Genomic DNA, 19,002 nt, shown 5'->3' with positions numbered 1-19,002 from the left:
GTTTACGGGCTTTGCGCTCGTCCAGTTTAGCGAAGAGCCACGAGCCTACTCCAGCAGTTATACCGGCAATGCCACTTAAGACTAAAGTATCAATCAGTATTTTTTGCTTAGGGTTATATGTCCAGCATGCATAAATATCATCACACTCTGTATTATTATACCAAGAATTAAAAAGCATAAAAAGCAATAAACAACTCCAAGATCAAGCAGTGAAACAGTCACTTTCTTAGTCATTTCCTGCCTCCTTTTTATTGGTGCTATTGCTATTATTTTTCATCCCGTTACTAATGATTTCAGACATAAACGCACTTCCAACGTCACCAACAAAAGCAGCAGAATTTCCAAAAACAGGAACCAAAATAACAGGTGCATACTTTCCGAACCCACCACCAATAAATGCTCCCGCACCTGCACTTGTAAGAGCTGCACCATCAGGTCCATCGGTGAATACAGTACCGCCTGTGGCTATTCCGGTTTTAGCCCATATACCACGCCCCGGAGCTAACATTCCTGTCGTAAATGATGTAGCACTCCCTAAATAATCCCATGATTTATTCTCATTACCGAGCTTACTCAAAACGTTGTATTGGTAACCGCCGTTTGCACTCAATGCCAGTATCACACCACCGGCAACTTTACCCACAGATGCCGCTAGTCCCGGATACCACGCGCCTGCAACCAGCACACCATCCTGATTGTCCTCCACACTGGCTTTAGCGATATTTGCCCCTTCCGGTAAATCGCCCTTCACCAGTTTATCCAGCCCCGCCTGAGTTTTTTCCAGTGTCAGACCATTGGCCGCTGCATATTGGTTCCAGGACGCCGCCGTATTTACATAGCTGTCCATACCAGTACCGAGGCTCAGCGAGTTATTCTCAACTAAAACCCTTTGCCTTAAAAAGATATAACAAAACCCAACAACAACCTAATATGAACCCACCAAGGCCACCCAACTGAGCAGCATAAACAATATCGCTCAATACAACTTCAAAAATTCCGCTTTGAAACCATATTAACGCTATAAATGCTAGTTTAATTGTTATGGCAGCTAACATCATGCCAATACAACACAATAAGAGAATTGAACTGCATATAATAAACTTACCTATTACCACTCGAGAAGAGTATTTCATTTCTTGAGTCCCTCAGATACTTTATCTGTTACTTTTCCACCTAGCTCGGATCCTATAGAACCACCAATATCTCCAGCAGTTCCAGGAACATTGCTCGGTTTCATGCCTTCTCGAATGATATCGTTACGATTTACTTCAGCATATTTTATCCACGTTGGATCGTACTTAGGATCCCAGCCATTTGTCACCTATTTTTCTACAGAATTCGTGATCTTATCGGTCCCCCAAGTAATACCTTTACCGATACCATACCCAGCGGCAGAACCGATACCATTTGAAATTGCACCAGACAGAGGATCTTTGTTGTCAATCCAGTTACCCAGCGCACCACCTGCCGCATTCCAGCCCACGGTCCCCGTCAGGCCATTACCCTGGCTGAACACATTCACCCAGCCTGCAATGGCTGCGTTTGCCGGATCGACAGTACCATCAGCCAGATAACTGATACCAGCATTCGCACTTGCTCCCAGTCCCCACATAGCCTGAGTACTACCTGGGAGTAGTGCCACTGTACCCGTTGCTGGAACCAGCCCTACAGAATCTCGCTCATTCATTGCTTTCTGGCAGGCGGCACCGGTAGGACTATCTGCACATGTCGCCATGTCGATACCATGCTGGCGAATCCATGCTGCCTGAGCGTCTTCACTTCCGCCCATCAGCTTATTCTCCACAACAACCTTATCCGTTGCGAAGTTAGCTTCAGGAGGGAAATTTTCCCTGTTCATTCAGCAGGTTACAACCATTTTTTCCTGCTGCATTTTGATGGAAAGACACCGGTGCCCCGATACGCGGTTTTGCTCCCCGTTTTCCATTTTCCTAGTGCTATTAAAGAGCATGCTCCCAAAGGACAACATACTATTCCTGCCAACCCAGTCTGCACATGAATGGTAACTGGCTGGAAGAGGCTAGATTCAGCACCGACACCCCGATCACGGTCAGCGTGGAGCTGGGAAGGCTGGTGATCGGGCTGGTTAAGGGTTGACGGTAAAAAAAGGTCCCGGCGCGATTCGACCGGGGTCTTTGTTTATTCAATGGGCGTTGCTACATATTCATCAAGGATATGAACATTTTCAACCTGACAGTCAGGATAAATCCATTTGGCCCAATTGGTAATAACCCATTCTGTACTTAATGCTCTGCCTTCGGTTGACGCACTTTCGATGGGTAAAGATATCAAAATCAAGCCAGCTTTGTGGCCAGAGGATACAACTAAACCATGAGTTTCAAATAAATCTATGACCATAAAATCAACCCATTCTTCATATGGCCAAACAGCAGGTAACCTAAAGACAGTTCCTCGTTTAATGGATTTGTTTTTATAATCAATAAGTTTCATTATTTCACCTTAAGATCATGACCACCTGACTTATCTATGCTGTTAGGGATTTTTTGCATAGAGAAATCAACTTCGCCTAAATGCTTACCTTTCAGGCTAACAGCCTCAAATCGCCCATGCTGAGTATCAAGCGCATATAAATTTCCATCGACTCCTCGATAGACATCTCGATTATTTAGTTTGGTCAACCTATTGTCTTTCACCATGCCTTGTTCAACGATAACTTTATTAACTGTTTCTTTTACAATAGCTACTCGTTCTCCTGGTGGAAGCTTGGATAGGCTCGCTTCGAAAGCACCAACAGTATTCCCAGTAGCAATTTTTACAGTTGGATCAACCAATTTCCCCGCATTTGGTAATTTCTTACCGGGCAATATAATGCCAGCCAGCAACCCACCTGTCGCTTCCAGCGCCGCCTGATTTTCTCCAGCCGCCTCTTTAACCGTATCAGCAACTGCTGACCAGGTTTCGCTTCGCATCAGCGCAGTAACGCTATCCGCCACCGCCTGATTCTTCCCGGCCAGGTCGCTCATCGCTTTACTACAATAGCTGTCGCCCGCTGCACAGGAAGCCAGCGCCATAGCCGCATCAGCGGCATAGTCCGCCGAGCCTAATGCTGCATCACCAGTATCTGCCAGGGCATTGATAATACCGTTCGCGATGGAAGAGGTTGTACCTTCACCCAGCGTTTCCCTGACCTGATTTTTCAGGGATTCAGCAGCCTGTTTCGCCGCTTCGCGGGCTCTGTCCCCGGCAAGCGAGTTTGACTCAGACGAGTTCTTGCCAGCCTGCGCGCCCGCCATCGCCGACGCCGTGCTGTCTCCCGCCAGCCCTCCCGCCATTCCTGCTGATATCGTCGCCAGCGCGCTGACCGTCTGCTTCTGCTCCTCGCTCAGCTTCGATAAATCGTTGACGTCAGGATACAGCATACCCGCTATCGCCTTCGCCGCAAGCTCACCGGTCGCCGCGCCCGCAGCACCCGCTGCCGCACTGTTCCCCTGTAACGCCGCAACCGCACCGCCCAGTATCGCGTGCGCCACCACCGCAGCCTCATCGCTCAGCCCGGAACCATGTCCGATATAGTTTGCCAGCTCCGGTGCAGACGCTCCCGCCAGCGCTGCCGTCAGGTCGCTGCCTGCCAGCCCCTGAAGCGCCGCCGTTGCCGCCCGTATACCCCGCTGAAGGTCACTGCCCGTGCCGTATTTCGCCGTCGTGGTTTTGTACGCATCGGTCCCGCGCAGCGCATCCTGATAGGCCTTTTTCAGTGCGTCGCTGGCATCCGCTCCCGGCTCAGTCACGCCCTCTTTCGCCAGCGCATCCCGCGCCGCCTTCAGCCCTTCCGTCTCGCCATACGTGTTCGCAATATCCGCCGCCTGCGTGCCAATCTCTCCAATCAGCTGCACTTCCTGTAGGCGCTGCTGCTCCTTCTCCTTGTCAAATATCGGGCTGATGCTGCCGTTTGCGTGCGCCGCATCGCGGCTCAGGTCAGCCACATCCTGCTTCTGGCTCTCCTTGTCGCGGATGATGAGGCTGCCCTCGCTCACCGCAGCCTGCGTCGTCCCTTCCGCGTGACCACTGTTACCGCCTCCGGCCAGCAGAGCGTTCGCCATGTTCCCGGCAAACTGCCCGCCGATGCTGCCGCCCGAGCTGATGCCGGCTCCCTGGTGCTCCGTCTTAAAGTCCGCCTGGTTATGGATATCGCTGAAGCCCAGCGTTCCCGTATCGAGACTGTTTTTATCCGCCGTCGCCGTCGAGGCAATCACCCCGCCGTCGAGCTGCGTGTGGTTGCCCACCGTCACGTCAAACCCGCCGCTGCCTGCAAACAGGCCGCTCTGCTCCTGCACCGAGTCGTAGTCGCTGGTCATTTTGTCGCGGCTGGCGCTGATGCTGCCGGAGAAACCGCCTGCACCAAACGTATAACCCACACCGCCGCTGGCACTGTTCTGCCTGCTGTTGTAGTGGTCGCTGTCCTGCGTGCTGGCTATCGTCAGGTCGCGCCCGATATCCGCCACCACGGCGTCGCCGCTCACCTGTGCCCCGGCAATCGTCGCGTCGCGCCCGGTGTTGATGGTCACGCGGTTACCCGCATCCACCGTGGTCTCGTTCTGCCAGACCCCGTTGCCCTTCTCGTGCCCCTTGCTGCTGTTGGCGTTCGCCGAGATGCTGATGCCCGCACCGCCGGAGCCGACACCCACCCCGACGCCAAGGCTGCCGCCGCTGCTGCTGTTTTTACCCGTTATCTGCTGCGTGTCCTGCGAGGCGATCAGGTTGACGTCCCGTGCCGCATCCAGCGTCACGTCCTTCCCGGCCTTAATCTGACTGCCCGCCACGGTGATGTCGCTTCCGGTAGCGTTTATCGTGACGTTATTGCCCGCACTCAGGGTGCTGCCCGTCGTCGTCTCGCTCTCCATGTGTGATGACGATTTCGACGACTGTGACCCAATCGACGCACTGACGCCGATGGTATTGTTATTGCGTTTGTCCGGGCTGCCCTTCGCCTGGTCCAGCGTTACGGCCTGTCCGGCCTGTACGCCGGAAAGCGCCGCCTGCGTGCCCTGAAGTGCGGCAAGGCGCGAGTCGCTGCTCTGCTTCGCGCTCTGCGCCGTGGTGACTGCGTTATTCACCGCGCTCCCCGCCGCCCCAGACAGCGCCACCGTCAGCCCGCTGCTCTTCTGCTCAAACCTCTCATCGCGGGTGCGTTTATCGTGCCCCGGCTCAATCACCACGCTGTCGCCGGTCAGGCTGATATCCTTCTGCGCGATGATATCCGCCCCGCCGATATGCGCCTGTTTGCCTGCCGTGATGCTGACGCTGCCGCCCGTCGAGCCGACCGTGCTGAAGCTTTCACTCTGGGTCGTGCCCTGCTCGCGCAGGTCGTGGGTGGTTTTGCTGCTGCCGATGGTGAAGCCAATGCCGCCCGTGCCCATCAGACCGGACTTTTTGGTCTCCTTAAAGCGCCACGAGGTGTCCGTATTGGTGGCCGCCACGATGTCCACGTTGTTGCCCGCCGACAGCGCCACGTCACCGTCACCCGCCACCGCCGAGCCTTTCACCCGCAGGTTGTTCCCCGCCGACACCGTCACGTTGTCGCCGCTCAGCAGCGAGCCTTTCTCCCGCGTCGCGCTGTCTTCCTCAATGGTGTGGGTGGTCTTCTTGCTGAGGAACCCTTTTTTGGTTTTGGTCTCTTCCTTAAAGTGGTAGTCGCTCTCCGTCGCCGTGGTCAGATTCACGTCGCGGCCTACCGCTACGCCGATATCCTCGCTGGCGGTCACCTGTGCGGCTTCGCTGTTCACGTCACGTCCGGCGATAATCGTGGTGTTACCACCGCTGGCAATCTCCGTTCCCTGCTGACGAACAGACTCGTCGATAACGGTTTTCTTTTTCGAGTGCGAACTGCTGCCGGTCACGGACTCTTCCGCCAGCAGACTGACATCACGTCCGGCCTGGATACCGACATTCCCTTCTGCCGCGATGCCTGCCGCCTGACTGGTAACGTCCCGCCCGGCAACCAGCGTCACGTTGTCGCCCGCTGAAACGGTGGTTCTGTCTGCGCTGCTCTGATGGCTTTCGCTGCCGCCCGTACGGCTGGTCTGTCCGTTGCCCGCCGCGTTCAGGTTCAGGTTATTGCCCGCCACCAGCTGTGCGGTTTTACCTGCGTAGATGGCGCTCGCCGTGACGTTCAGGTCGTTGCCTGCCTGCATCACCGCGTTACCGCCCGCCGTAATGCTGCTGCCCTGGTTTGAGGTGGATGACGAAGCCGTGTCTTTTTGACGCCAGAAACCTGACCGGCTGCTGCTGTCGGTTATCTGATTGGCGGCAATAGTGATGTTATTGCCTGCGCTCATACCCAGGTCGCCGCCTGCGCTCACCTTCGCCCCGGTAATGTTGATGTCGTTTGCTGCCGCCATATAAAGGCCATCGCTGGCGCTGATGGAGGCGGTTTGTCCGGCGGCGGTGCCGCTGACGTGCACGCTGCCGCGACGGCTGTCGTCGCCCACGCTCCACTGCTGTATGCGCGTCACGTTGTTGATGCTGCCGCCCACGCTTTCCAGCTGTACGGTTTTACCGCTGATGGTGGAGCCGATGTTGTTGATGTCCCCCAGCGCGCTCAGGTTCAGCCCGCCGCCCGCGCTGATGAGCCCGGCGTTGAGGTTGCTGATGCTGTTGCTGCTGTCGATGGACAGGACATTCTGCGCCGTGATGGTGCTGCCGCTGTTGGTGACGTTGCCGCCCGCCAGCTGGACGTTATTACCGCTAATCACGCTGCCGCTGTGAACGGTGACATCCTTCGGTGACAGATACACTTTCGGGACCATCACCGTCTGGCCGTTAATGGTTGCCGCTTCCCACCACAGCAGGCTGTGGTCAAGCGCGGCAACCTGCGCTGCCGTCAGCGCCACGCCGAATTTCAGGCCCAGCGCCTGCTGCTGTGTGGCTGCGCTGTCCATCAGATAGCGCATCTGGTCGAGATCGGAGCCGATGCCGTTGATATACCGACTGCCAGTCTGGTTGAGGATGGCGTTGCTGACGTAACGGGTATCGAATGCCGCGTCACCGAGGAAACGGTAATCGCGATCCGGGTTCAGCCCCAGACGGTCGAGGAAATATGCCGAGCCAAGGAACTGGTTCCGATCGGTGTAGGCACTGTTGGTCTCACGCGGTGCATCGCCAGGCTGGATGCCGAGCATGTCATAGAGTCCATCAAACAGGCTGTTGTCCACCTTCCCGAGGCCATCAAGCTTAGGGTTCACCGTTATCAGATACGGGCTATCGGGGTCGGTAGATGGCACGAAGTAACCGTTATCACCAGACGGCAGCGGATAGTTACCGCTGCTGCCGTTCTGGTCGGAAAGGGATGAACCGCCGGAGATGTCTTTCAGGGCGTCGCTCAACGCATCACGCCATTGCGGAGAAGTGACCGCCACAGTGCCCGAATCCTGGAGATCCGTTTGGGTAAGCGCACCACTGATGTCCTGCTTACTCAACGTGTTCAGCGCAGGCGTAGAGACCTGCGGGCTGAAACTGCCCGCATGGGCGGTAGTGGTTCCGTTATTGATGGTGCTGGCGAAGTTTAGGCCGACGTTGCCACCCGCCATTATCATCGAATAATACGTTTCGCCGGGTGCATACTCATTTGCCCGACCATCCAGCGTGAACTTTATGGTGTTATTTTCAAAGTCAGGGAGCAGCGGACCCAGTTCGTCGAGTGAGCCGGTAGCATAATCTCCGTTCCAGTAGGTAGCTTTCGGTTCATAACGATAGACGAAATACGTATTTTCCGTCCCCGTCTGCCAGCTCTGGTTACTCAGTTGATTGCCGGAGAGGGCGATATCACCGTTGGCCAGGATAAAGCCAGCCCTGTTTTCCAGCAAATCAGCCTGAGCCGTCAGGTTTTTGCCTGAGGAAATACGTCCTGCGGGATTATCACCGCCGATCACCGTGGTAACAGTCTGGCTATTCAGGAAACGCTGCGTCGCGTTTTCCGCAAATGGCGCATAGTAGTAAAGCGTATCAATGGTGATGTTACACGCACCATTGCCGTTGCAGGGCGTACCATGCTGATTTTCGACTTCACGCGTGAAATAGCCATAACTGCCATCCGGCATCAGGTAAAGCGGTACATCAATGGTGACACCGCCCATTCCGCTAATGACTGATGGGTTACTGGTCGTCGTTGTCGTTGCAGAAAATCCGTCCCGCTCGTTCAGCAGAAGACCGGTCTTCATGGTGATGTCACCCTGAAGGGTTTCGATATTCCCTGAGGTATTGATAATTTCCGTATTCGCGGTGCCGACTGCATTCCTCTGCATCCACAGGTTATTACCAGCAAGAATATCGCCATATATGTTGTGGATACGTGCAGCAAACAGGGAGAGATTATTGCCCGCATATATCAGCGCTGTATTAAGCAGCGTGCCTGCTGCCGTCATCGTCAGACTGCCCGCCGTACCGGTGAAGCCGTTAACGGTGATATTTTCACGCGAGGTGAGCTGCACATCTCCGCCCGCCTGAAGCGAGCCGGACGCATTCAGCAGCAGGCTCTGCGCATTGAACGTGCTGCTGCCGTTACCGGTGGTGAGCGTACCGCTGTTCGTAAATGCTCCCCCCGCGCTGAGGGCGATGGCATTACCCTGGATAACGCCGCTGTTGGTGATGGCATTTTGCGAGGAGACCGACAGCGTTTTACCTGCGGCCAGCGTTCCGGTGTTAACGAGCGCATTAACCAGCTTCAGCGTGGCGTCGCCCAGGGAAACCACCTGACCACGACCGCTGAAATTGCCAATATCGAGCAGCAGACTGCCCCCGCTATAGAGTTTACCGCTCCCGGTATCCGTGAGAGAGTCACCCGCTACCGTCAGCGAGGCAGTGCCAAGCACCGTTCCGCTGTTGGTGATGTTCCGGTATTGCACTCCCAAATCCGCACCCTGAAGCGTGCCACGGTTATCAATCGAACCGCCACGCAATTCAGCGCGGCCCGTCGCCAGGATATTTCCGCCATTCACGGCCTTCACCACATCCAGCAGCAGCGTGACGGCCTGAACCAACCCGCCGCTACCGTTTGCCAGCTCAGGCGTGGTCAGCGTGAGCTTCCCGCCAGAAAGAATTTTGCCGTCGTTCTGTAAACGGGTGGTGGCGTTCACCGTGGATTCACCACCGCCCTGCACCGTCCCCTGATTATTCAGCGTAGCGGACGACGCCTTCAGCGCGTTCTGACTCAACAGAACGCCACTGGCGGTGTTGTTCAAGGCCCCGGAAACGTTCAGCGTCAGCGCTTCACCCTGAAGCCGTCCGCTGTTGCTAAGTTGCCCGGCTGTGATTGCGGTCGTTTTACCCTGAATCTGGCCTGCGTTCGTGGCATTACCGGTATTCAGCGAAAGAACGCCAGCAGTAAGGATTTTTCCGCCAGCCTGGTTATTCAGGTTCTGGTTCAGCGCGCCAGAAAGCGCATCAACCCCGGTGATTTCACCGCTGTTTGTCAGCGTATTCCCCTTCAGCGTGAGATCCTTCGCAATCCACTGTCCGCTGTTAGCCAGCGTCAGTGCTGAGAGCGCCAGTTCACCGTTGGAGGTGATTTTGCTGCCCGTAGTGCCCGTAAGACTGCCGTTGATGTGTGCATCCAGTAAATTTTCTGCCTGGATCGCACCGCCGTTCGTAAGCGCCTGCGCATGAATAAATACCCGTTTCCCCTGCCATTGCCCTGTGTTACGCAGATCGCCGCCCGTCACAGTCAACTCACCCGCCGTCAGCAACGATCCTGATGCGTCATTCACCAGCGACAGTAGCGGTGCCGCCATCTCCAGACGAGCAGCCAGCGTCAGCGCGGCGATCCCGGTGAGCGTACCGCTGTTAGTGATACTGTCCTGATGCGCGGTAACACGGTTGCCCTGAACCGTTCCGCTGTTGCGCAGCGTATTTCCTGTGAGCGAGAGTGTGCCAGCCGATAACAGATTGCCGTTGTTAACGGTATTGACCGCATTCAGCGTAATGTCGCCCTGGCTCATCAGTTCACCAGTATTGCTGAATGCCCCGGCGGCGATGGCATCAAATGAACCGGTCGCCAGCGAACTTCCGCTGTTATGCCAGTCGCGCCCACGAATACTGACGTCCTGCCCCTGTAGCTGGCCAGCCGTGGTCAGCGTGGTACCTGAAAACGTGAGTGTCCCGGCCGTAAGCGTGCGGGAGCCAGCCAGTAAATTCAGTATCCCGGCGGTCACGGATAACGCGGTGTCCCCCTGTAAGAGACCGCGACCGTCGAGACGATCGGCATTCAGCGCCAGCGTGTTCCCCACGATACTGCCCGCGCTGGTCACGGATTGTGCCGTGATACGGTTTGCCCCCTGCGCCAGCAGCAGGCCTCCTGCGCTGTTATTCAGCGTGCCGTAATCAACAAGGAGTGACGCGCCGCTCAACTCACCGCTGTTGGACAGGCGCGAGCCGGAAAGGGACAGCCCGGCATCGCTGGTGATAATGCCGCTGTTTTTCACGTCAGAAACTGAAAGGGTGAGTGATGCCGGGCTGTACAGCACGCCGCTGCTGCGGTTATCCAGCAGATGAGTGACCAGCGACAGCGTCTGTCCCGCGTGGATCAGACCACTGTTAATGACTACAGGGCTGTTGACGGCGAGCGAGGACGCCGTCAGCGTCCCGCTGTTATTGAGATTGCGGGTTTCAATCTTCAGGGATGACGCTGAGGATTTTCCCCCGTGACTGAGAGCGTCAGTGGCGTTCAGGATAAGACCGTCTTTCGCCGCCTGTGTACCATCAAGCTGCGCATTCTGTACGTCCACGCTGACGCGGTTACCCTGCGTCTGTGCCGTTGCCGTGGTTGTCAGGCTGTGACCCCGAACGTTCACCGAGCCGCCCGCGCTGGTTTCACCTTCAAGGGTGGTTTCGGAATTGTTCAGCGCCAGATCCCCATCGCTGTGGGTGACTGACTTTTCGGTGGAGATGAACGCGTCTGCTGAGCTGGTAAGCCCCCTGGCACCGGAAAGCGTGCCGCGGTTTGTCACCTGCGCTGCCTTCAGCGTCAGCGTGTCATCGCTGATGAGCGTGCCGCTGTTTTCCAGTTTACCGCTCGCGATAACGGTCGCTTTGCCTTTCGCGCCAGTATCACCAGACAGCGTGGCGTTGCGTGCGTTGATACCCAGCGTGGAAGCGCTTGTCAGTGTACCGGTACTGGTAATGTCGGTTCCTGATACGTTCAGGCTGTTACCCTGGACGGTGCCGGTGTTGCTGAATGTCCCGGTCTTCACCGAAGCATCCGCACCTGCGGACAGCATCCCGCTGTTGATCAGGTTCCCCGCGTTAATGGCAAGGGATTTTCCGGCGGTGGTACTGCCTTTCAACTGGGTATTCCCTGACGTAGTGAGAGCGATATTTCCGCTGGCGCTGGTTTTGCTGCTGCTCTCCTGAGCCAGCGTCTGAGCGCTTAGCGTGATATCTGAGGCGCTTACGTTTCCGTGCTGCGCCAGCTCACCGCCTTTCACTGACAGCTGCTGACCCGCGACGACAGAGCCGTTAAGCACAGCACGCTGTGACGCCTCCAGCGAAATATTGCGTGACGCAGTCAGTTGCGTCCCGGTTTCCAGCGTTTTCGCGTTCACCGTGGCATCCTGCCCGGCGATATTTTTACCCTTAAGCGCCGCGTTTTCTGCAACGTTAACGGTAAGGTTACGACCAGCACCGGTCTGGACATCCGCACTCTGCGTGAGATTTTTTGCCGTCAGCGTGGTGTCGGTTGCCGCCGTGAAAGCACCGCCGTTTTGCGTGAGTTTACCGTCGGTTGCTAACTGGAGGTTTTTCTCGGCGGCGATATGGGCCTGGTCAAGCGTCAGGGCCGTCTGCCCGGAAACCGTCAGATTGCCCCCGGCTTTATGGTCGCCGGTTAGCGTCACCTCTTTCGCAGAAACGCGGGTGCTGCCGCTGGCAAGCGTGTTTTTCAGCACCACTTTCCCCGCGCTGCTGAGCGTAATATCACCCTGCCGCGCATTCAGGTTCCCCAGGTTTACCCCCAGCCCTGTTTCGCTGGACACCAGACGAATGCGGTTAGCATACATTCCGCCCAGCGCCCCCGTGTCTACCGCCACCTTCGGCGCGTTCCCTTCCCCTTTTAAGGCGCTGATACTGCCGTCTGCCGCGACGCGGTTCGCCCCGGCGATCACGCGCACCGCTTTCGCATGCAGCTGGGCATTGATCTCGGTCGCGCGGGAAATAATCGATACGGCATCGCTCTGGCTACCATCCAGCCCTGCGCCCTCAATGGTGACCACACCTTTAGTCACGTCAAGCGATTGCAGCCTGCCGCTGGCGTCGAGTACCGGTTTCCCCGTGGTGAGTGTCGCATTCGGCGTATTAATAAATCCGCAGCCGTTACAGGTGATACCGTAGGGGTTCGCCACAATAACGTTTGCCGCCTTGCCCGCCACTTCGGTGTAGCCCTGCAACTGTGAGCGGTTAGCACCGGTGACTTCGTTGATGATCCCTTTGGCTTCCTGCCCGGCTTTCAGGTTGGGGTTGTTCTGGATAATCCCGCCAAGCTGGGTCTGGTTCAGCTGTCCTGTGGCGTTATTCAGGATCAGCCCTTCTTTGCCGACGTTGTAATCGTTGTATTTATTATGGGAAATACCGGACTGATTCGGCGTAGCAATGTTCACGACCGGAACACCGTTGGCCGCCTTATCCATCTGCGTATTTCCGGACGGGGCGATCGTGGCAGCCACCGCAGGCAGCAGCGGCTGGGTGGCCAGCAATACGCTCAGTAATGCGCTAAGCGCACGCTGTGAAAAACGAATCTGATCCTTTTCCATCATCCCTGTCCCTTAAAAAGCCACTGAAAAACGGTAATACATCACGAGGTGGTCCGGTGCCAGCCAGTCCGGATAGTCCACCGGCGTGCCGACGGTAAACTGACTTGAATACCAGCGATTCGTCGCGGTAAGCCCCAACGCGGTTCCCCACAGCGTGCCGGAGGCGTAGCGATCCAGGCCGTCCTTCTTCAGCCAGCCGCCGTCAATTGCGGCAAGCACACCAACATCACCAATCCACGGCAGCGTAAAGAGCGACCAGTTCAGCTCGTTTCGCCAGTAGCCGCCGTTATCGCCGGAGATATACTGCTCCTTAAAGCCCCGAACGGACGTTTCGCCGCCCAGCGTCAGACGCTCACTGCCGTACAACCTGTCCGGCGACCACTGAAAATAGACGCTGGTGAGCCACCAGAGTTTGTCCGCCAGCGGACGCTGAAAGCTGCCGTTCAGGCTCCATTTACGGAATTCTGCTTTTGGCACATCACCCTGCTTGTCGCTATCGTCTTCCGCACCAAACCATGGTACGCCCTGCGTAAAGGTTGGGTTCAGGGTCGCGACGCCCGAAGCGATTTTTTGAGTGTGGTTAATGCCCAATGACAAACTGGAGAGCTTACGGCTGCTGGTAGCCAGCAAAACATCATCAAGATAGTTGCGGTTGATGCGGTGAGTGATGCCCGCCGACACGCCGGTTTTGATATCGCCATTGCGGAACAACACCCAGGAGCCCGTCAGACGGTGCGTTTCGGTATCCCCCGTCGACCGCCAGAAGTAGCCGTTATTATCAATAGTGCTGAGGTAGTTGCTCCAGCTGTAGCTGTAGTCCAGCAATCCGTAGCCGTAAGGAATGCTTACGCCCGCTGCAAAATTTTGAGCATCCTTACTGTTGGAAAAATCACTGCTGCGCCCGCCGCTGATAAACCACTTATCCGCCAGCCCCAGCAGGTTATTTCCGTACAACGCGCCATTAAGCTGACCGGTCCCGGTACTCTTTTGCCCGCTGTTATCAAAACTGACAGAGCCGCTGAGCGGGAACTCTGGCGTGGCGGTCAAATTGACCACCGAGTAGCCCTGCCTGTCGCCAGGCAAAATTTCAATTTCAACGGGCCGCTGACGTACCCGGTTGAGCTGTTCCATGCCCTGTTCGATATCGCGCAGGTTAAGGATCTTCCCTTCAAGCCCAGGGAAGGTCATTTTCAATGTGCGGTCCGGCACGCCTTCGAGGCGAATGTGCTGAAGCTTTCCTTCCAGCACGGCAAGATGGAGTACGCCACCGGAGAGATCCTGCTCGGTTAAAAACGCGCGGCTGGTGATATAACCCCGGCTGATGTACCAGTCAGAAACCGCGTCAGTCAGCCGGGTGAGACGAGCCATATCAAGGCACTGGTTAATCCAGGGGGCGGTCAAACGGTTTTTGGCAGAAGGTGAGAGCAGCGTCGCGCCCGACAGCTCAATGCGGCGAATGACGAAACAGGGTCCTTGCGGCGTGAAGGCGTCGTCTGGCGTAACGGGACGCGGCACGATCGCGCTGCGCTCAAGCTCTTCACGCTGACGCTGGTTTTCATCGAGCAACTGCTGCTGCTGTTGTTGAATGGTATTACGGTCAGCCGGGGACAATGGAGCAGCCAGTGCAGCACCGGATACCAGCAGGGTAACACCTGCCAGCGCGTTGATTATCGCCGTTTTCCCTAACATTACTGCCGCTCCTGCGTAAAGTCCGTTTGCAAACTTGACTGTTAAAAAATGAGCAACTTATGTCAGGAAGGTAACCGATGTAAACAGATGTAAATGAGATTCAGATTATTTCAAGATACTTTCAGAGTTTTCAGTGTGTTTATCCGATCGTCCGCAAAAAGAGAGAGCGTGACTGTGCAAGACAAAATGGACTCGTCATATCGCTAAAGAAATCCCCCATCGCGCCGATCATCATCCGTGTGTATTATTTCCTGTAGCTTTTACAACAACTAACCTTAACTCAAATACTTAAGCGCCAGAGCGAAAGGCATCATGAGCACACCGATCAAACGGCTTGAAATCATTAAAAATGCCATCGAACTGGAAGATGACGACATCATCCAGAGCCAGCTGACGCGGCTGAAAAATGAAGCGTTTGACGAGGAGCTACAGGCAATCGTCGTGGCGCTTGAGAATAAGAACTACACCGCAGCCATCAGGGCTATCACCGCCTGGCTGCAAAGCCAGCGTGCCGTTACCCCGTGGCGTGACCCACAGCTGGCGGCCAGCAAGCTGGAGCTGAAAGCCCTGGAAGAGCGTCTGCGCGATCTGATTGACCGCCGTAACGCCCGGGTACAGCAGCTTGATGAGTTCAACGATCTCTATTTCTCCCGTCTCGGGCCGCTGATGCAGCAGATCCTCGCCCTGCGTAAAACGCTGGCAGAGCTAAACCTGCGTCGTCAGCAGGCGGAGGCGCGTCGTCGGGAGGAGGATTACCGCCGCTGCCAGGGCTATATGGCGCAGGCCGTGGAGGTGCTGGCAACACTCACCCGGCGCTGGCGAGATCTGCCTGCGGATTCCGTCCAGGCGGCAGAGGCGCGCAAGCATCTTCAGCAGCAAAGCAATCTGATTGCCAACCTGCTGGCCGAAGCGATGGAGCTGGAGCACGGTTTAACGCGTGAAGAAGAGCCTGCACGTCAGGCGCGCGATGAGGCCAACGAGGAGTACAAGAAGTATCGCGAACAGCACCATGATGCCGAAGTTCGCCTGCGCAAAGGCAAAGATCTCTCCGAAGAGGATCGGAACGAACTGAAGCGGCTCTGGCGTCAGGCGAGCAAGCTATGCCACCCGGATCTGGTTGCCGATGATTTAAAAGAAGAAGCCAACAGGATGATGGTGCAGCTCAACCAGGCCAAACAGCGCGGCGACGTGAAGGCCATTCGCTCGCTGGTCGCCCGTCTGCAACAAGGGTTCGAACCGATGATGGCGAGCGACAGGCTGAACGACCTGGAACGTATTCGCAAAAAGATGGCGCAGGTGCGTGAGCAAATCGACACCCTGGTGAACGAGCTGGCAGAGCTGGAGAAGGAAGAGTCCTGGCTGCTCGTCTCGTCGCTCAGCAATATGGAAGCCTACTTCGCCCAGCAGGAGAAAGCGCTGAAAGAGGTATGCGCCTCGCTCGAACTTCAGGTGAGCGAAGCGCAGCTTGATCCCGCAGCCTGATTATTTAGCGTGCCAGTATGCGCTGGCACGCACCAGCTGTGGGTCAATATCGTCGGTGTCAAACTGACGGCTCAGGCGTTTCACCACCTTTCCTTCCCCGGTCAGCCAGATAAAGTAATCCTCGTCCGGCACGGTCAGCGCGGCAAGATGGTCCGCTACCGCCTGCTCGTTGTGGCCGATAACCCAGGTGATGTTGAACCCGCTCAGATGCGCCAGATAGTCCTGGTACGCCGCATCGCCCACGGTGACGATGGCGTGGATCGCCGGGCGAACAGGCAGTTTTGCGATGCCTTCTAAACGGCGGCGCAGCGCGGGCATGCCGGATTCGTCGCACACGTACAGCTGCCAGGCGTAATCTTCCGGCACCACCAGCGAACCGCGCGGACCGCCGATGGTCAGCTTATCGCCCTCCTTCGCCTCTGTCGCCCAGTGGCTGGCAATGCCGCCATCATGTATGAAGAAGTCGAGCGCCAGCTCATGTTTTTCGTCATCGTACAGCGGGGTATAGTCGCGCGCCTGCGGACGTACGCCGTCGCCCCAGTCGATGCCTTCATCGGTCACGACAGGCGGCACGAAGGTGGTGCCCGGTGCCGGGAAAAAGACCTTGGTGTGGTCGTCAAAGCCGCGAGAGCTAAAGCCCTCCAGCGCCTCGCCGCCTAACACTATGCGCTGAAATCCGGCGCTGACTCGCTCAGTGCGCAGCACGTTCAGCTCACGAAAACGCAGATCATTACGGACACGTTGAGGGTAACGGGTAGATGCCATGTTGATGCCCTTCTCAGGTGAATACGATATATCGGAATGATTTTTTAATGATAATGATTGCTATTAACTCAGAAAGCAAGATTTTTTAGATTGCATCTGAATATATCTTAGATATAGTTTAGATATATCAAATTGAGGAAAAAACATGCGACACGAACACGAGGGCGGCGGACGTCGGCCACGATTTTTTGGCCATGGCGATCTGCGGCTGGTGATCCTGGATATCCTGACCCGTAACGCGAGCCATGGTTACGAATTGATAAAAGAGATCGAGAACCTGACGCAGGGACATTACACGCCAAGCCCTGGCGTGATCTACCCGACGCTGGATTATTTACAGGATCAGACGTTTATCACCATTACCGAGGAAGAGAATGGCCGTAAGCGGATTGCGATTAACGCCGCAGGACAGCAATGGCTGGATGACAATCGGGAACAGCTGGAACAGATCCAGACGCGAATCAAAGCGCGTTCTGTCGGTTTTCAGCTACGCAAAAACCCGCAGATGAAGCGGGCGCTGGATAATTTCAAAGCGGTTCTGGACCTGAAGGTAAACCAGGGGGAACTCAGCGACGCGCAGCTCAAACAGATTATCGGCGTGATTGACCGTGCGGCGCTGGAGATCTCCCAGCTGGATTAAGCCAGCACGCTGTTGCTCACGCGGAACACGCGGACCAGCTCTTTCAGATGCATCGCCTGTTCGTTAAGGGATGCCGCCGCCGCAACGGACTCCTCCACCAGCGCGGAGTTCTGCTGGGTGGTGGCGTCTATCAGGCCAATGGCGCTGTTGATCTGCGAGATGCCTTCCGTCTGCTCGTGGCTGGCCTGGCGAATTTCACGCAGGATTACGTCCATCTCCTCCACGTTACCGACCATCCCGTTGATAAGCCCGCTGGCTTTCTCCACAAGGTTCATGCCGTCCTGCGTCTGGCTTGTGGAACTTTCGATCAGCTGACGGATTTCACTCGCGGATGTTGCACTTTTCTGCGCAAGCTGGCGCACTTCCCCCGCCACCACCGCAAAGCCGCGACCATGCTCACCCGCGCGCGCCGCTTCGACCGCCGCGTTGAGCGCCAGTATGTTTGTCTGGAAGGCAATGGCGTCGATCAAGTCGATAATGTCGGACATCCTGTTCGATGTTTCGTTAATCAGGCGCATTTTGCTGGTGACCTGCTTCATCATCTCACCGTTGTTTTTCACCACGGCAGCCGCATCGGCAGACAGGTTCGTCGCCTCTCCGGTGTGCGACGCGGTGTTCTTCACCGTGGCGGTGATCTGCTCCATCGACGCGGCCGTCTGTTCAACGGAACTGGCCTGCTCCTCCGTGCGCGCAGCCAGATCCTGGTTGCCCGCGACAATCTGCGCGGCGGCGCTGGAGATGTTTTCCGATCCGGTTTGCACCTGCTGCACAATCTCCAGCAGACGCGTTTTCATCTCCATCAGTGCGGTGAGTAGCAGTCCGGTTTCATCTTTACCGTGCGAGGTAATGCTGCCGGTGAGATCGCCCTCGGCAATGGCTTGTGCAAAATTCACCGCGTCGTTCAGCGGGCGGGTAATGGATCGCACAATGAACCAGCCAATCACGCTGGCTGCCGCGACGCTGAAAAGCGTAATCAGGATCAACAGGAGACGATTGGTGCGGAAATCACCTTCCACCTGCGCGCCCGCATGCTGCATTTCCTGATCCTGGATCGCAATCAACGCCTGCACTTTCGCTTTGTAGGACTGTTGCAGATTCAGGGTGTTGGTCATCATCTCGTTTACCGCGCCCGCACGATCGTTATTCTGCACGGCCTGCAAAATGCGGTAGCGCGAGTCAAGATACTGCTGGCGTACGCCGTGGATATCCGCCAGCACCTGTTGGGATTTTTTATCCTTGAGATCGTTGTCCAGCTCGCTCAGGATGGCGGTGATGCGCTCGCTGATCGCCTTCATACGCTGCTCTGATTGCGCCGTGTACGTCCCCTGTTCGTCCAGCAGCATGAGCTGCTGTGTGCTGATAAATTCCTGGAAGTTGTCGATTAACTGGTTCGCTTTTACCGTGGTTGGATAGTCGCTGGTAAGGATGGTTTGCATTCCATTGTTGGCCCGATTCAGGCTCATCAGAGACAAACTTGCGCTGACGACCATCAGGACAATAAATAATCCAAACGCCAGAAATAATTTCGTGCCGATCTTTACGTCATGTATGAACATATTTACCCCATCGATGTGATTATTTCTCAGACGATCGCTGTTATCGGTAGCAAACTCGCTAACTTTATGACTTTGATCGTTTTTTTATTTATCA

10 protein-coding genes and 1 pseudogene are annotated in these 19,002 nt (G+C 56.1%); 3 read left to right on the top strand and 8 right to left on the bottom strand.

Annotated elements, in window-relative coordinates:
* Positions 1–226: 226 nt before the first annotated feature.
* From BH712_RS25010 to BH712_RS20950, 3 genes are all read right to left on the bottom strand, one after another.
* Entirely contained in the window at positions 227–847 is a 621-nt protein-coding gene (locus tag BH712_RS25010; RefSeq protein ID WP_006812038.1) for a hypothetical protein, read from the bottom strand.
* A gap of 282 nt (positions 848–1,129) precedes the next feature.
* On the bottom strand, positions 1,130–1,321 hold the full coding sequence (locus BH712_RS20955; protein WP_006812039.1) for a hypothetical protein: 192 nt from the start codon (positions 1,319–1,321) through the stop codon (positions 1,130–1,132).
* On the bottom strand, positions 1,322–1,858 hold the full coding sequence (locus BH712_RS20950; protein WP_006812040.1) for a hypothetical protein: 537 nt from the start codon (positions 1,856–1,858) through the stop codon (positions 1,322–1,324).
* 131 nt (positions 1,859–1,989) lie between these two features.
* On the opposite strand from BH712_RS20950, the pseudogene BH712_RS20945 reads away from it, so the two are divergent.
* A pseudogene (locus BH712_RS20945) lies at positions 1,990–2,115 on the top strand (SymE family type I addiction module toxin); the annotation flags it as partial.
* A 42-nt stretch (positions 2,116–2,157) separates the two neighbouring features.
* Here the strand turns inward: BH712_RS20945 and imm45 are convergent.
* Genes imm45 through BH712_RS20930 form a run of 3 tightly spaced genes read right to left on the bottom strand, consistent with a single transcriptional unit; the run spans position 2,158 to position 14,465 of the window.
* On the bottom strand, positions 2,158–2,469 hold the full coding sequence (imm45, locus tag BH712_RS20940) for an Imm45 family immunity protein (protein ID WP_006812042.1): 312 nt from the start codon (positions 2,467–2,469) through the stop codon (positions 2,158–2,160).
* A complete protein-coding gene (locus tag BH712_RS20935) occupies positions 2,469–12,779 on the bottom strand; it encodes a hemagglutinin repeat-containing protein (protein WP_006812043.1) in 10,311 nt (3,436 codons plus the stop codon). The genes imm45 and BH712_RS20935 overlap by 1 nt, the downstream gene beginning before the upstream one ends.
* Before the next feature lie 9 nt (positions 12,780–12,788).
* The gene (locus tag BH712_RS20930; RefSeq protein ID WP_006812044.1) at positions 12,789–14,465 is read right to left on the bottom strand and encodes a ShlB/FhaC/HecB family hemolysin secretion/activation protein; all 1,677 of its coding nucleotides are present in this window, start codon (positions 14,463–14,465) and stop codon (positions 12,789–12,791) included.
* 312 nt (positions 14,466–14,777) lie between these two features.
* Between BH712_RS20930 and BH712_RS20925 the strand changes: the two genes are divergently transcribed.
* Entirely contained in the window at positions 14,778–15,947 is a 1,170-nt protein-coding gene (locus BH712_RS20925) for a coiled-coil domain-containing protein (protein WP_006812045.1), read from the top strand.
* Here the strand turns inward: BH712_RS20925 and BH712_RS20920 are convergent, their stop codons facing one another.
* The gene (locus BH712_RS20920) at positions 15,948–16,712 is read right to left on the bottom strand and encodes a siderophore-interacting protein (RefSeq protein WP_006812046.1); all 765 of its coding nucleotides are present in this window, start codon (positions 16,710–16,712) and stop codon (positions 15,948–15,950) included.
* Between the two features lie 145 nt (positions 16,713–16,857).
* Between BH712_RS20920 and BH712_RS20915 the strand changes: the two genes are divergently transcribed.
* A complete protein-coding gene (locus tag BH712_RS20915; RefSeq protein WP_006812047.1) occupies positions 16,858–17,352 on the top strand; it encodes a PadR family transcriptional regulator in 495 nt (164 codons plus the stop codon).
* Here the strand turns inward: BH712_RS20915 and BH712_RS20910 are convergent.
* A complete protein-coding gene (locus BH712_RS20910; RefSeq protein ID WP_006812048.1) occupies positions 17,349–18,908 on the bottom strand; it encodes a methyl-accepting chemotaxis protein in 1,560 nt (519 codons plus the stop codon). The two genes, BH712_RS20915 and BH712_RS20910, sit on opposite strands and share 4 nt — an antisense overlap.
* Positions 18,909–19,002 lie beyond the last annotated feature (94 nt).

The organism is Enterobacter hormaechei ATCC 49162 (genome assembly GCF_001875655.1).
GTDB classification, from domain to species: Bacteria; Pseudomonadota; Gammaproteobacteria; order Enterobacterales; family Enterobacteriaceae; genus Enterobacter; species Enterobacter hormaechei.
The sequence above is the reverse complement of the archived record's forward strand: the minus strand, read 5'-3'. Positions and strand labels throughout refer to the sequence as shown.